Source organism: Vitiosangium sp. GDMCC 1.1324 (genome assembly GCF_003044305.1).
Taxonomy (GTDB): Bacteria; Myxococcota; Myxococcia; order Myxococcales; family Myxococcaceae; genus Archangium.
This window is the reverse complement of sequence record NZ_PZOX01000013.1, coordinates 280,370-295,185: the sequence shown is the minus strand read 5'-3', so window position 1 is coordinate 295,185 and position 14,816 is coordinate 280,370. Positions and strand designations below refer to the sequence as shown.

Below are 14,816 nucleotides of genomic sequence, written 5' to 3'. Positions count from 1 at the left end.
CGAGCGCTCCGTAACCGTACGCGGTCAGTCGGCCCTGCCATTGCCAGCACCCCGAGGGCAACACCATCACACGAGAGCGGATGCGGCGCTCAAGTAGTTCGGCGCGTGTCGCCTCGTCGAGTGCCGCCAACCAGTCGAGCGTATTCGTCTGGTGCTTGCCGGCCTGTCGCGAGCGTGCCGTCGCGTCGGGGGCCCGTGGCGGCGGTGGCACGGGTGTGTCGCCGTGCGTGCGGAGGTGAGAGAGGACTGCTGCGTAGCTGGCCTCCCGGCTTCCGTCACGGAGGATGTGACGTCCAGGCAGATTCAGGAGTTCTGGAAGGCGACGGTTGGGAGGAGCTCCTCCACCGGAGTTGTTCGACGGGAGCGCCCGCAGGACGAGCAGGGCATCGTCCTCGGCTCCCCTTGCGACGAGGGCTGCCAAGAAAGCCAGAAGGCTTTGAAGGTCATTATCGCTGAACCGGGAGCCGCGTGGGGCGACCAGACGCATCGGCCCGTGCTCCGCCAAGTGCGCCACGATACGGTCTCGGCGCTCGTCTGACGTCGAGACGAGGCGCGTGCCCAGGCCGAGCGATCCAAAGATGGCATCGAGCACCTCCGTATTGCACCCGTCGAGAGTGGTGCGTACCCTCCTGGCGCGCTCCTCTGGCGTCGGGAACGTGGAGGCTGTCGCGAGGGCTCGCAGCATGGCTGAGAGCGACTCGGCCCTGACTCCGCGCCGCCTCTGTGTTGGGCCTACGATTCGCTCAAGGATGGGCGGTATCGCCACGCCACCCGACCGCAGTCGCTCAAGAGTCGTGCTGGCGGCGCTGCCGCGTGCGCCTTGAGTGACGGTTGCTGTCGGGATTGAGGACATGACAAAGATCTCATATAAAACAGCGCCAGTTTCAATGGGCGCCCTTGCCATCTTCCTCGCCTGAGGGGCAAACCGTCAGGTTCGCCGCCTTGCGAATTCGGCGCTTAAGGTCCTAACAAACAGACATGGCCCTTCGATTTCAGGAGGGCGTAGCAGGGGTCGAGGCGGTTTTGTTAGGACCTTTTAGCCGTGGGTATCCGGCTGGTCCATGCGAAGCTTCATGCATGGAAGTTGTCATGCGTCGAGCGCTGTCCGCCGTCCTGAGCGTCGTGATGCTGGCGTTGTCTCCAGCGTGTCATGGAGGAGCAGTAGTCAGGCAGGATCCCCTTCCCGAACTCAAATCCGGGACGGATTGGCACGATTCACCCCGTTTCAGGGTGCAGCGGGTCAGCGGGCCGCAAAGCCTCGAGCCAACCCACGGCGCACGCCCGGACTACGACAGTTTCTCCGACTCTACAGGCCAAATTCGGGACGAGCATGTGGCTGCTGCCCAGGCCATGGTGCAGGACTCGGAGGTCTTGGAGCAGGTCTACGAGGACGCAGTCAGGGGTGATGCACGGGCGGCGCGCGTCTTCCAGGAACTGGAGACGCGGTTCTTTCCAGATATTGGCCGTGCTGTTGCGGAGCAGACCGGTTCCCTCTCTTGTGCCGTCCCAGTCTACCGGGAGTTGTCGGGGATGTGTGTCCCGAACTGGGCATTCATCGACTTCCTTCGCAAGGACAGGCAGGGAGGCATACGCCTTCGGAGGGCGCTCGGTGACGCATACGAAGCGCGGGCCCGCGAGTTGGGTGTCAAGAACGCAGTCATCGTGAACGCGCTGAAGGCGTTGATGGCTGGCGTCATCATGAAGGGCGCGCTCGCGGGCACTGCGGTAGAGGCCCGGGTCGCTACTCAGGAGCGTCGCGCTCCTCTTGCAGAGGTAGGAGGCGGAGAGCCCCCACGGCTTGATGGGGCGCCCAAGTTACCTCTGGGGCCCAAGCCACCGCTGGAGTCTCCTGAGGCGGCACGGTGGCGGTATGATCGTTACCTCTACGACCAGCATGCCGCAGGCAGGCCGAGCGATGAGGTGCTCGATTTCGAGAGGTGGAAGTCCACCTATTTTGACCCCGTGGTGAAGGGGGGGCGTCCGGGCCGCTCCGGTGGTCCAGCCCAGGTCTCTACGCGGCAGCAACTCGCGATGGAGGAGGGCTACATCAACAGCGAGAGCACCCGACTTGGAAACAAGGTTGTTGACATGTATAGGCCCAATGTTCAGGGAGGCATCGATTACGTCGAAGTCGATTCGATACTCCAGAATGGCCTGCCTCGTGCGGCCATGCGCGAAAAGCTGAAGATCGAAATCCGTGCACTGGAGCGTAACGACACCTTGCTCTTCGTGGATAAATTGGACCGTTCCAAACGGATTCTCTATCGGTTTGGAGAAGACGTGAGTGTTGTCGACACCCGCCGTGTGGGAGGAAAGTAGCCCCATGCCCTTGTTCTTGAGGGTCCTGTGCCGTTCCCGTGAGCCCGTGACGCTGGGAGAACTCACTACGTTCATCCGGAACGGATGGTTCTTCGATGAGCCTGTGCGCTTCGAATCAGCGCTCGACGAGGCCCGGCGCACCGACCTGGATTGGAGGAGCGTCGAAATCCATTACCAGCAGGGCAGGCGTCCCGTGCTTGTCGAGCACCTCTTCGAGGAGGCACGGGTGGCCGAGGAGGTGGCGGAAGCCCTCGAGGCGCTTCAGCGCGCCGGTCTGGCTTCGAGCCACGCGGCGCTCGTCCAACGCATCCAGGAGAGTCGGCAGCTCTTCCTTTTCGAAGTGGATCCGGTCGGCGCACCAGAAGAGTGCTGGATGATGCTGGATGCAACCGAGGCATTCCTGGCCCGGACTCGCGATGGCGTGGTGTTTGTCGACGAGGAAGGCTTCTATGACGCCGCCTTGCAGCCCATCTGCAAGCTCGGGGACAGGTAACCGGGTGCACTCGGAAGGAGAGCGCTCGTGTGACCGTGGGACTCCAGGCTGGCTGCTTCCAAGACGGTCCCTTCTCTTCCAGGCGGAGGGGCTTTGCGCTCGAGCCACCCCTCATGTGACGCTGGACGTTTTCATTCCGATGAGGTGGTTCTACGCCGCATGTTCAAGGACCTCTCCATCCGGACCCGGCTGCTCCTGGGTTTCCTCGCGGTGGTCGCCCTGCTCAGTACCGTCTCCCTGCGCAACCACAGCCTGCTCACCGGCTTGAGTGAACGGCTCATCACCGTGGATGGCCGCCTGGCCAGTCAGGCTGGGGAGATCCGCTCCCTCAGCCTGGAGCTGCGCCGCTTCGAGAAGGACGTCCTCATCAACGCGGACAACCCCGAGGAGGGACGGCGCTACACGGAGAACTGGAGGCAGGTGCACGACCGGCTGCTCCAGGTACTGACCGCCCTCTCCGAGGACGAGCAGCTTCCCGAGGAGCGTGAGGATTCCACTCGGATGCGCCGGTCGCTCGACACCTACTCGGCGGGCTTCCTCGAGGTGGCGGCCCGGCTCCAGGGCGGGGCCCTGCACACTCCCCAGGAGGGCAACCGCGCCCTGGCTCAATACAAGGAGGCCATCCGCGGCCTCGAGGAGAGCGCCGAGGGAAAGTCGAACCGTTACCTGTCTCGGATGCGAGCCTCCGAGGACTCGCTCCAGGCGGCCTTCTCGGACACCCTGCGCACGGCGCTCTGGCTGCTGGCCTTCGGGGCCCTGGGGGCCACCGTCCTCGCGCTCCTGCTCGGCCACTCCGTGTCGCGCGCCATCCAGCAGGCCATGACCGCGGCCGAGCGCATCGCCCACGGAGACCTGCGGGAGTTCGGTGACCCGCCCGGCGGCAACGAGCTGGCCCGGCTCATGCGGGCGATGAACGCCCTGGCGCGCCAGCTCGGGGCGGTGATGGGGCAGGTGCGCTCCGAGGCCGACGCCCTCTCCGCCGCCTCCCAGCAGGTGTCGGCCACCTCTCAGAGTCTGTCGGATGGCACCAGCCAGGAAGCCGCGGCGGTGGAGGAGTCCACCGCGAGCCTCGAACAGATGAACGCCACCATCGCCCAGACCGCCGCCAACGCGCGTCAGAGCGAGCAGATGGCGGTGCAGGGCGCCAAGGAGGCCGAGGAGAGCGGGCGTGCCGTGGCGGAGATGGTGACGGCGATGACGAACATCGCCGAGCGCATTTCGGTCATCCAGGAGATCGCCTACCAGACCAACCTGCTGGCCCTCAACGCCGCCATCGAGGCGGCGCGCGCCGGGGCCAACGGCAAGGGCTTCGCGGTGGTGGCCTCCGAGGTCCGGCGGCTCGCCGAGCGCAGCCAGACGGCGGCCAAGGAAATCTCCGTCCTGGCGGACTCCAGCGTGGCCACGGCGCAGCGGGCGGGGCAGCGGCTCTCGGGGCTGGTGCCCGCCAACCGCAAGACGGCGGACCTGGTGCAGGAGGTGGCCGCGGCCGCCAACGAGCAGTCCACCGGCGTGGCCCAGGTCAGCAAGGCCATGACCCAGGTGACCACCGTCACCCAGCGCAATGCCTCCGCGGCCGAGGAGCTCGCCGCCACCGCCCGGAACATGACCGAGCTCGCCGGAACGCTTCAGGACCTGATGGCGCGCTTCATCCTCGACTCGGTGCGCGGGCCGGGGGAGCGGCCGAGGCCAGCGGCTCCTCCCCCTGTTGCCCACCTGCCCCCGCCCAGGGCGTCCGCTTTCGAACGCACCCCGGAGACCGCCAGGGCGTGAAGTGACCTTCGCTCGGAGTTGTTCAGTCCAGGCGGCCTGGGGGGCAGGGCCCCCATCTGCACCCCACCGGCTCTCGTTTAGCGGTATGCTTTGGGGTGCAATGAACGTTCTCTATTGCGGCTACAACTACCGGAACGTCGACAACTTCCGGCCCTTGCTGGATGAGCTCGCGGCGAGCGGACACACCATCGGCTACTGCGCCTTTCCCTACCCGAATCCGGCGAAGGATCTCGAACTGGGGGAGGCCCCCTTCCAGCGACTGGCCTTCGCGCCCTTCAACGCCACGCTCACCCAGCCCTCGCTGCCCGAGGTGCGGGACATGGTGCACCGGGCGCTGCGCGAGTTCTCCCCCGACGTCGTCCTGCTGGATGACATCTTCAACTACCCCTCCAACGCCATCTCCACGATGGTGAAGGAGGTGGCACCGCAGCTGCCGGTCGTCGCCTTCCAGCATGGCTTCTTCCAGTTCTGGAGCCACTACCGGCGCTTCTTCGCCTGCGACTTCTTCCTCGCCTATGGCTCGCGGAGCCAGCGGGAGTTCCTGCCCCACCAGCAGGAGCGCGTCATCACCTTCGGGTTGCCCAAGCTGAGCCGGCTCAAGAACGTTCCCGTCAGCGACGATGGGACCCTGCTCTACCTCGCGCAGGACACGCCGCGCTGGGAGGTGGTGGCGCCAGCCCTCAAGCGGTACGCGAAGCTGACGGGGCGGCGGGTCCGCGTCCGGGCGCACCCGCAGTTCGCGTCGATCTACGAGGCGCTGGCGGGCGAGGGGCTGGAGCTCCAGTACGCCGTCGATGACGTCATCCCCCACCTGGCCAGCTGTCATGCGGTGGTGACCACGGGCTCCACCGCGGGCATGGAGGCGCTGGTGCTGGGCAAGCCCGTCGTCTCGTTGCCCAGCTACAGCTCCTCCATCTTCACGGGCTCGCCCTGCATGGCGCTCGACTACACCGGCGAGCAGATCTGGAGCGTGCTCCATCAATGGCCCCAGCGTCAGGACGAGCTGCGCTCCTTCCTCGAGGACTCCATCAGCCCGCTCTCCTTCGACATGCCGCGGGCGGCCCGGTACTTCGAGGAGCTCATCACTCGCCGGATCGTCCGGCCTCCCTCCACGGAGGCCGCGATGCTGGAGGACCAACAGCGGACGCTGGTGGCCCAGCAGGTCCAGGTGGAGCTGCGCTCGCGGCTGCTCAACGAGGAGGCGGGGGCGAGGGCCGCCGCGCAGGCGCGCGTCGGTGTGCTCGAGGCGGAGGGCGTGGAGGTCCGCACGCGATACCAGTCGGAGGTGGCCTCCCTGCGCGAGCAACTCCAGGCCACCCAGGAGCAACTCCGTGCCTCCGAGGCGCAGCGCCAGGCCACCCAGGCGCAACTCCGTGCCTCCGAGGCGCAGCGTCAGGCCTCCCAGGAGCAGGCCCGTGCGCTCGCCACGGAGTTGGAGGCGCTCCGGGCGCGGCACCACGCGCTGCTCGCGGCCAAGCCCCCGTTGCGCCATCAGGTGGTGGACCTGCTCAACGCTCGCCTCAAGAGCGCCGGACCCCTCCTGCACCTGGGCATCAAGCGTGCCTTCTCGGTCGTGAAGGCCTCTTGAACGGCCCGTGAGGGTTCTCCTTCACTGGGAGCCCGCGAGCGGCCGTGCAGGGCGCGGCGGAGGAGGGCGCTCCGGCCGATCTCCTGGCGGTGGTTCGTGGCGCTGCCTATAAAGCCGGGCTGATATGCCTTCCCGTACGTCCTCCCTCACCGCCATCGGTTTCGACGCTGACGACACGCTCTGGCAGAACGAGCACTTCTACAGGCTGACCGAGGAGCGCTTCGCGGCCCTCCTGTCCGAGCACGCCGAGGCCAGCCATGTCTCGGCCCGGCTGCTGGAGGCCGAGAAGCGCAACCTTCAGCACTACGGGTTCGGCATCAAGGGCTTCACGCTCTCCATGATCGAGACGGCCATCGAGATCACCGAGGGCCGGGTCCCCGCCTCCGTCATCCAGCAGATCCTCGACGCGGGCCGGGAGATGCTCAGCCATCCGGTCGAGACCCTGCCCCATGTCCGGGAGACGATTCAGCAGCTGCGAGGCTCCTACCGGCTCATCCTGATCACCAAGGGGGACCTCTTCGATCAGGAGCGCAAGCTCGCCCAGTCCGGGCTCGGAGAGCTGTTCGACGCGGTGGAGATCGTCAGTGACAAGACCGTGACCACCTACGAGCGCCTCTTCGCGCGGCACGGCGATGGTCCGGCGCGCAGCATGATGGTGGGCAACTCGCTCAAGTCCGACGTCGTGCCGGCCATCAAGGCGGGGAGCTGGGGTGTCTACGTGCCGCACTCCATTACCTGGGCGCTCGAGCACAGCGAGGCTCCGGTCGGGGAGCCTCGCTTCAAGCAACTGACCCACCTGGGCGAGCTCATGGGCCTGCTCGAGCAGCTCGGCTGAGCGGCTCGGGAGGGCCCACCCGCCAGGGACGCGCTCAGCAGCTGATATTGCTGCCGTAGCTCACACCGAGCATGTCGCAGAAGCGCTTGTAGGCGTCGATGCGGCTCTGCACCTGGGCGGGGTTGCGGCCGCCGCACTCGAGCGAGCCGTTGATGGTGCGGATGGTCTCGCCGAAGCCGGCGCCGTTGGCCATGGCGTTGTGCGCCGTCATGGTGCCCGCGCCCGTCTGCGTCATCCAGAACCAGAAGCCCGTGCGCCAGGAGATGGTGGCGTTGGTCGCGACCAGCTCGGGGTTGTTCTTGAGGTCCACGCCGAGATAGTTGCCGGCGGCGCAGTAGTTGCCGTTCCAGGACAGCTGGATGGGACCACGGCCGTAGTACCACTTGCCCGGCGCGCAGCCGCAACCCGGAGGACCCCACGAGGTGTCACAGTAGGCCGCCTTGTTGATCTCCTCGGTGTACACGAGGCCGCCGGTCTCATGATTGATGTTGGCGAGGAAGGCCGCCACCTCGCGCTTGCGGGTGTCGGTGTCACCCGTGGTCGCGAACGTGGGGAAGGTATTCGCCGCCTCCACCAGGGCCGCGTAGGTGTAGAAGCCGTTGCGGCCCGGGAACATGGCGTTGAACGTGGACTCGCTGAGGATGGCCCCCAGCCCGGTGCCGCCGCCCCCGCCGCCACCACCACTCCCGGAAGTCCCGAAGGAGAACGCCTCCCAGCACCCGGCGGTGGCGCGGTCCGCGTAGAGGGGCGCATTGGCGCCGCGGTTCGCATCGGTGGACACGTACTTACCGGTGCTCTTGGCGATGAGGCCGATGGTGCCGTTGTTGAAGTCGACCCAGGTAAAGCGCTCCCAGTCCCCGATGGCGGTCCGGTTGGCGACGAGCTGCGCGCCGAGGTTCGTGTCGGCCGACACGTACATGCCGGTCTCGCTGACGCGCAGCGCGATGGTGCCGCTGCCGGCGTCGACGACCTGGAACAGCTCCCAACCCGCCGCCGCCGCGCGGTCCGCCACCAGGGGCGCCGTCGCCCCGAGGTTTCCATCCGCCGAGATGAACTTCGAGTTCAGGCAGGCCTTCAGCCAGATGGTCTGCCCGATGGGGGCCGCCAGGGACTGCGTCACCTCTCCCACTGCCTCCGAGGCGGGCGCGGTCTCGGGGGCGCAGGAGGCCGCTCCCAGCAGCATGCTTCCGACCCCGGCCAGCAACACCCAACGGTTTCCGATTGCCTTCATGACGCTCAATGCCACGTGACGCTCCTGTGACGGTCCTCGGTGGTTCGAGGGGAGCCTGAATAGAGGGACGAACCGACGATTTCGGGTCAAACCAGTGACACCTGAGTTTGCGGGGAAGTCAGACGGCCGTGCTATCCCGCGCACTCCCACCGGGAGAAACCAGATGAAGTCACACACCTTCGCACTTGCTTGCATCGCCGCCCTCGCCGCCCCGGCCTGTATTGGCTCCTCCCCCGAGCTCGAGGAGGAGACAGGAGTCACCTCGGCCGCCGCGACGGCCACCCGCATCTACGCCTCGGAAGGCGCGCTGGACCTCAGCTTCGAGACACTCGGCACCTTCGAGGAGCGGGATGGCGTTCGCGCACTCGTCCTCCACGGCACGGCCAACCGGTATCTGGAGCACGTGTTCAGCTTCGTGCCCGACGACGGCTTCGGACAGGCGAACATCATCAGCGAGCGCCGGTTCGAGGTCGTGCTCCACGAGGGCTATGAGCTCAACACGGTGCTGTCAGGACTGCCGCTCTTCGTCTCCGTCAACACCTTCACGGGCACGCCCAACCGGTACACCGCGCGCATCGTCGTCTCGCCGCGCTTCTATGACTTCCAAGGCTCCGACTCCATCTGGATCGAGGAGGCCGTCGCGCCGTACTACGTGGTCAACGGCACCGACAACCTCGTCTACCGCGGCAGCGCCAACGCGCTCGCGGACTCGCTCACGGTGACGGCGCCGGATGGTGCTCCGGCGGTCTCGCGCGTGGACGCGGACAGCTTCCGGCTCGACTGGTCGTACACGGCGCTGCACCAGGCCATTGATCCGCACACGGTGCCGCTCACCTTCTCCGCGGCGCTCACCGGCGGAGGGACGGTGCAGAAGACGTCGAGGCTCGTGGCGCGCGTGACCGAGCTCGCGCTCACGTCGGGAGATGCCTACGAGGTCTGGCCCACCCCCGGGTGCCAGAGCGCGACCTCCGCGTGCATCCAGGCCCAGCCCGCGGGCACGACGGACTTCGCGGCCTGTGGTTCCTACCGTCAGGTCTTGCACTGCATGTTCGCGAGCCGGTGACGATTCCCATCCGGCCAGCCGCAAGGCCGTGGTGCTCTAGGGGCATTACGGCTACGACTCCTGAGCCGGGCGCACGCCCCTGACCTTCGGCGCCCTCGGGTCGCGGCGGCTCAGTATGAGCCGCTCGAGCCACCGCCACCCGAGGAGCCGCCTCCCCCGGAGAAGCCGCCTCCACCGCCACCCGAGGAGCCACTTCCCCACGAGCCTCCGCCGCCCCACCAGCCGCCACCGCGCCTGCCTCCGCGCGATACCAGCCAGAGCAGCCCCCCGCCAATCAGGGCGAAGAAGAGCACCGTGAACAGGCTATTCCCGCTCGAATCCGAGGAGGTGCTCACCTGGGGTTTGGGCTGAGGGTGGGGCGGTGCTCCCTTCTCACCTCCAATGATTCCGAGCAACTCATCCACCAGACCTTGCACCGCCTGGTCCGGCTTGTTCGCCTTCAGCGCTGGCACCGCCACGTCGCGGATCAGCCGCGAGGCTTGTGCGTCCGTCACCACCGGCTCCAGGCCATAACCCACCTCGATGCGGATGCGGCGATCGTCCGTCAGGATGAACACCGCGAGCCCATCGTCCAGCCCCTTCCGCCCCACGCCCCAGGAGGAGAACGTGCGCGCCGCCCACTCCTCCAGCGGCATGCCTCCCGTGGTGCGGCCCACCCACACCACGACCTGGTGGCCCGTCTCGCGCTCATAGGCTTGCAGCCGCGCATCCAGCTCGTGCTCGACCGGGTCCGAGAGTACTCCGGACACATCCGTCACCCAGTGCGTGGGCGGCGGCGGCAACGCGGGCTCGCTCGCCAGGGCCGTGAGGGCGGCCAGCATGCACACCAGCACCACGCTCCTCACGGCATGCGCTCTCATGATCAGAACCTCACCTTTGGCGCCTCTTGGGCACCGGGCTGGGCCTGGAAGTAGGCCTTCTCCGCGAAGCGGTTGCCGAAGAGACTCGCCACGAGCACCGCCGGGAAGCGGGAGCGCGCGGTGTTGAAGGCTTGCGCCGCCTCGTTGTAACGCATGCGCTCCACGGCGATACGGTTCTCCGAGCCCTCGAGCTGCGCTTGCAGCGTGCGGAAGGACTCCGTGGCCCGTAGCTCGGGATAGCGCTCCACCACCACCATCAGCCGGGAGAGCGCCGAGCCGAGCTGCTGTTGCGCCTGCTGGAAGCGTTCGAGCGCCTGGGCATCATTGACGATGTCCGGAGTGGCCTGTCCGGTGAGCTGCCCCGCCTGGGCGCGGGCCTGGGCCACCTGCGAGAAGGTGTCCCGCTCGAACGCGGCCGCGCCCTTCACTGTTTCCACCAGGTTGGGGATGAGGTCCAGCCGCCGCTGGTAGACATTCTCCACCTGGCCCCATTGGGCTCGCACCGACTGGTCCAGCCCCACCAGCCGGTTGTAGGTGAAGCCTCCCCAGATGACGAGGACTCCCAAGAGCCCCGCCAGCATCAGCACGGCGGCGGCCCAAGGGCCTGCGCGCCGGCTCCCTCGGGCGACGGGCGGCCCATAGCCTTCCTGCACGCCCTGACTCCAGCTTCGAGCCATATGAACCTCCTCGTATCGGGCACCGACTACGCTAAGCACGAGAAGGGCCCTGGCCTACCGTTCCGCGTGAGCGGGTGCGCTCGGGGTTCTGGGCTGCTTGGACACCTCGGTGAGCCCCTCGAGGAAGCGGGTTTCGGAGGGGCGCGAAGCTTCGCCGCGCAGCACACGGAGGAACCGGAGCCACACGCGTCCGGTGTACAGGGCGGGGAGCACCTGGAGCACACCCGAGAGCTCGAACCAGACGTCGTTCGGCAGCTCATAGGTGGGGGGCGGGAACATGCGCAGGAGCAGCTCGCGGGGGGCGCCGGCCAGGAACAGCGCGTCCTTGAGCACGTGGTTGTACAGGCCCTCGTAGAGACCAATCTGCAGCACGAGGAACAGCAGGGAGAGCGCGGCCAGCGTCCAGCCCGCGAATCGGCCCCTCGGCATGTGCGGATGCCGCCGGTACACGAGGAACGCGGCCACCAGGGCGAGTCCCACCCAGAAGGCCACGAAGGCGGCGTGGTGCCTCCAGGGCGTGTTGTACCGCACGGCGCCATACACATGGTGCGCCACGAACAGGCCGAGTGTCGCGAGCCCTCCACGCAGGAGTGCCCGCGTGTGAGGGTTTGAAACAGGAGCGTCGGACATGACCGGGTGACCTCGTTCTCCCGTGGCGCACGGGATGCGCGCCGCGATGGACATGGGAGTGGGTAACCCCGGAGCGCCGTGCAGGGTAGCCACGACGGCGCACAAGACCTGTGCGTCGCACGCATCAATGACGTGCGAGAATGGCGTCATGGATCGGCTCGGAAGCATCGAGGCGTTCGTGAAGGCCGCGGAGCTCGGCAGCTTCACCCTCGCCGCCAGACAGTTGAGGCTCAGCCCCTCGGCCCTCAGCCGGCGGGTGGCCTGGCTCGAGGAGGAACTTGGCGTGCGACTGCTCCACCGGACCACGCGCGCGGTGCGGCTCTCCGAGGATGGACGCGCCTTCTTCGAGCGGTGCCGGGACTCGCTGCGGGAGCTCGGGGAGGCGCAGCACGCGGTGTCGCGCCTGCGCGAGCACCCCGCCGGACTGCTGCGGGTGGAGGCGCCCACGGTGCTCGGCCGCCACGTCATCGTGCCCGCGCTCTCGCGATTCGTCTCGCGCTACTCCGAGGTGCGAGTGGAACTCGACTTGAGAGACCACCCCGCGGATCCCACCACCGAGGGAATCGACGTCGCGCTGCGGCTCGGAGCGCTGGAGGACTCGGGCCTCATCGCGCGCAAGCTGGGGCGGACCCGGATGCGGGTGTGCGGCGCACCCGGCTACCTGAAGCGCAAGGGGACGCCGCGCACCGTGGAAGCGCTCGAGCGCCATGACTGCCTGGGGCTCTCACTGCACGGCCGGGTGATTTCGTGGCGGCTCCGCGACCGGACGCGAGTGCGGGAGGTCGTGCCTGGAGGGCGCATCGTGGTGAACAGCGGCGAGGCGCTGATCGACCTGGCCGTGAGCGGTGCGGGGCTCGCCTGGGTCTGCGACTTCATGATGGCCCGAGCGCATGCGGCCGGGAAGCTCGTGGAGGTGCTCGAGGACGCCGCGTGCGAGCAGAGCCCCATTCACGTGCTCTCGCTGCCGTCCCGGCAGGCGCTGCCGAAGGTGCGGGCCTTCGTGGACTTCCTGGCTGGGGAGCTTGCCCGGAATGGAGTCGAGACATGAGTCGAGTTCGATGCGACCCCTTTCGACGTCATTCTCTGCTGCCCCTCGTGGCGTTCGCTCTCAAGGCACTCTTTCGGGCCGGCTGATGAAGAGCGCATGGAAAAGAGTGGTATGAGGTGGCTCCTGGGGCTCTACAATCAGCGGGATTGGAGTCTCGGCGAGCTCGCGCGGAAGGGCGGTAACCCCAAACGTCGCTTCAATCCTCCTGGCAACCGTCTCGGCAGGAGCCTGCATCTCAGGCGGAAACGAATCAAAAAAGATTCTCTCGGTGATTCGCTCTCTGCCTCTGTAGCTGTATTGCACGCCATAAAGGGTGTAGACAGGCGCAAGAATACTGACACAGCCTACGACGACCCAGCGACGCGGCTGCTGTTTGTTCTCCGCTCTCGGATACACGGAACAGCGAAAGCAGGCATCACATGTCGACGTGGCATTTCCGATGTTGAAATCCGGCAACGCTCCTCCCAGCTCTCGGAGGAACGCCCGCCATTGATCCATCTTCTTGAACTCTTGCTCCCATAGGTCCAGGAACCTCTCTGATTCCGGACTGTTTTCGGGCCTGAAATCAAAATCCTTGTCCGGACGCCAGTAGTTCCGGGCAACAGAGAGCAAGTCTTCCGCTAGAAGTGGCATGCGCTTAGACGTCAACTCGGGTGGGTGTTGTTTTCTTGTCGCACAGGGTCGTTACTCTCGAGCCGAGCACAGCACGATCCAGAATCTCGTCAAACGTGTTCTTGAATTGCTCACAGACAAGGCCGGGGCTCGGGGAGATGGGAGAGGCAAGCACCCTGCTGAGGGCCCCGTTGGCGCAATCGGCCGCAATTCGCTGCGCAAGCAGCGTGGACATAGGTCCAACCTCTTCGGTCTCAATCGGCATTCCGACGCCGAACTTGCAGACAAATGGCTCGAAGGTCGCCTTGTTTATGACGACTGCATGGATACAGGCGGCACGCCAGCCTCCCGCTCCCGGCTCGGTCTGTTCGACAACCGTAACAAATCGGAAGTGACCTGGCTGATAGCGGTTGATGCTGCACCCTGCGAGAATTGGAAGCATGACGACAAGCAGGGGCGGGAGTGTAAACATCCGCGTGGGTCGCCTTGATATTCTCACAGCACCACCTCGGCTCCGGCGGGCAGTTGCCCGGGGTGATGGCTCGCGGCCTCTCCGTCCACTTCGAGGAGTGCACATGTGCTCGCGCTCCCGGGACCTCCTGCGGTATTGGCACACAGTGATGATGGTTGCGTCTACTTCCCCGGCTGGCCAACCGGCGGAGATGTCACATTCCCTACGGTGGTCTTCCTGGCAGGGGGAGCGAGTCCCAGCGAACGATTCGCGCAGCATCGGGTGGCACTCGTAGCGCCGCCGATGGAACGGGGCGGGGATGGAGTGTGCGCTGGGATGCCTGCTCGGCGCGGACCTTATGGGGGCGCTTCTCGAGGCCGTGGTCGGCATTCCCGTGACCTCGAGCCCCTCGAGGTCAAGGCAACGAGCCGGGCTCGCTCGTGAAGAGTGCATGAAAAAGGGTGGTGTTCGGTGGCTCCACCGGCTCGACATGGAGAGGAATGCGGATGTCGGCGATGTCACGCGGGAGTGCACTCACCCTGAAAGTTGCTTCAATTCGTCTGGAAATGACATCGGCAGGGTGTTGCATCTCCGCGGGCAGCGGAGCGAAAAAAGCCCTGGGATTGTGTCGCTTGTTGTCACGTCTGATGTACTCCACCCCATACACCGTATAGACGGGCGCCAATATGCTGACGCACCCAACGACAACAAAGCGGCGCCCGCTGGGACCATCATCCACAGGCGAGTACGCCGCACAGCGAAAGCAGGCGTCGGGAGTCGCGGTGGCATTGCCGATGGTGAAACCAGGAAGCTCCTTCTTGAGCTCATCCAGCAGCGCCCACCATTGACCCTGCTTCTTCAACTCTTGATCCCACAAATCAGTGAGCCTCCTGTGCTCGGGGCTACCGGCGTAGGACTTGTCGGCACGCCAGTATTTCCGCGCAATCGCCACCAGTTGTTCTGATGAGAGTGGCATGGTGTCAGCGTCCGGTCATGGCGGCTTCGGCGCACCTCATACGAGGCCTCCTCTGGCAGGATGGAATCCGCACCCTTCGATTACAGGAAGCGGCTGATGGCCACGTCAATCCACCCAGTCTGGAGAGATGCTGTATTTGACACCTTGTCTGTTCATCCTCCTCACACAGGTCGCGGTGCGCAGGGGCCGCGGAGCCCTGGAGCCACTCACAGATCGCCGTGGCCCGCCTCCAGATCTTCCGTCCCCGGCTGGAACGGTGGGGG

General features: G+C 66.3%; 14 protein-coding genes. 8 read left to right on the top strand and 6 right to left on the bottom strand.

Features of this window, described 5'->3' with window-relative positions:
• Window positions 1–1,089: 1,089 nt before the first annotated feature.
• From DAT35_RS33430 to DAT35_RS33410, 5 genes are all read left to right on the top strand, one after another.
• A complete protein-coding gene (locus DAT35_RS33430; RefSeq protein WP_108072746.1) occupies window positions 1,090–2,319 on the top strand; it encodes a hypothetical protein in 1,230 nt (409 codons plus the stop codon).
• Between the two features lie 4 nt (window positions 2,320–2,323).
• Window positions 2,324–2,812, top strand: coding sequence for a hypothetical protein (locus DAT35_RS33425; protein ID WP_108072744.1), 489 nt, complete (start codon window positions 2,324–2,326; stop codon window positions 2,810–2,812).
• Between the two features lie 159 nt (window positions 2,813–2,971).
• Window positions 2,972–4,582 carry a methyl-accepting chemotaxis protein gene (locus DAT35_RS33420; RefSeq protein WP_108072742.1) on the top strand — a complete coding sequence of 537 codons (1,611 nt, stop codon included), beginning with the start codon at window positions 2,972–2,974 and terminating at the stop codon, window positions 4,580–4,582.
• Between the two features lie 100 nt (window positions 4,583–4,682).
• Entirely contained in the window at window positions 4,683–6,170 is a 1,488-nt protein-coding gene (locus DAT35_RS33415; RefSeq protein WP_108072740.1) for a hypothetical protein, read from the top strand.
• 124 nt (window positions 6,171–6,294) lie between these two features.
• Entirely contained in the window at window positions 6,295–7,005 is a 711-nt protein-coding gene (locus DAT35_RS33410; RefSeq protein ID WP_108072738.1) for an HAD family hydrolase, read from the top strand.
• A gap of 34 nt (window positions 7,006–7,039) precedes the next feature.
• Here DAT35_RS33410 and DAT35_RS33405 read toward each other — a convergent pair whose 3' ends face one another.
• Window positions 7,040–8,236 carry a glycoside hydrolase family 19 protein gene (locus tag DAT35_RS33405; protein WP_108072736.1) on the bottom strand — a complete coding sequence of 399 codons (1,197 nt, stop codon included), beginning with the start codon at window positions 8,234–8,236 and terminating at the stop codon, window positions 7,040–7,042.
• Window positions 8,237–8,399: 163 nt separating this feature from the next.
• Between DAT35_RS33405 and DAT35_RS33400 the strand changes: the two genes are divergently transcribed.
• Window positions 8,400–9,299, top strand: a complete 900-nt coding sequence (locus DAT35_RS33400) for a hypothetical protein (protein WP_233261876.1) — start codon at window positions 8,400–8,402, stop codon at window positions 9,297–9,299.
• A 110-nt stretch (window positions 9,300–9,409) separates the two neighbouring features.
• On the opposite strand, the gene DAT35_RS33395 is transcribed toward DAT35_RS33400, so the two are convergent.
• The 3 genes from DAT35_RS33395 to DAT35_RS33385 are packed head-to-tail and all read right to left on the bottom strand — an operon-like array spanning window position 9,410 to window position 11,466.
• A complete protein-coding gene (locus DAT35_RS33395) occupies window positions 9,410–10,159 on the bottom strand; it encodes a YgcG family protein (protein ID WP_108072734.1) in 750 nt (249 codons plus the stop codon).
• A gap of 2 nt (window positions 10,160–10,161) precedes the next feature.
• Complete coding sequence (locus DAT35_RS33390) at window positions 10,162–10,836, bottom strand: LemA family protein (protein WP_233261875.1); 675 nt, start codon at window positions 10,834–10,836, stop codon at window positions 10,162–10,164.
• Between the two features lie 54 nt (window positions 10,837–10,890).
• A complete protein-coding gene (locus DAT35_RS33385; RefSeq protein ID WP_108072730.1) occupies window positions 10,891–11,466 on the bottom strand; it encodes a hypothetical protein in 576 nt (191 codons plus the stop codon).
• A 148-nt stretch (window positions 11,467–11,614) separates the two neighbouring features.
• Here DAT35_RS33385 and DAT35_RS33380 point away from each other — a divergent pair, with 148 nt between their 5' ends.
• Complete coding sequence (locus DAT35_RS33380) at window positions 11,615–12,514, top strand: LysR family transcriptional regulator (RefSeq protein ID WP_108072969.1); 900 nt, start codon at window positions 11,615–11,617, stop codon at window positions 12,512–12,514.
• Window positions 12,515–12,574: 60 nt separating this feature from the next.
• On the opposite strand, the gene DAT35_RS33375 is transcribed toward DAT35_RS33380, so the two are convergent.
• Complete coding sequence (locus tag DAT35_RS33375; protein ID WP_158502008.1) at window positions 12,575–13,126, bottom strand: hypothetical protein; 552 nt, start codon at window positions 13,124–13,126, stop codon at window positions 12,575–12,577.
• 19 nt (window positions 13,127–13,145) lie between these two features.
• Here DAT35_RS33375 and DAT35_RS58375 point away from each other — a divergent pair, with 19 nt between their 5' ends.
• Complete coding sequence (locus DAT35_RS58375; RefSeq protein ID WP_146209998.1) at window positions 13,146–13,616, top strand: hypothetical protein; 471 nt, start codon at window positions 13,146–13,148, stop codon at window positions 13,614–13,616.
• 376 nt (window positions 13,617–13,992) lie between these two features.
• Here the strand turns inward: DAT35_RS58375 and DAT35_RS33365 are convergent, their stop codons facing one another.
• On the bottom strand, window positions 13,993–14,553 hold the full coding sequence (locus DAT35_RS33365; protein ID WP_146209997.1) for a hypothetical protein: 561 nt from the start codon (window positions 14,551–14,553) through the stop codon (window positions 13,993–13,995).
• Between the last annotated feature and the right edge of the window lie 263 nt (window positions 14,554–14,816).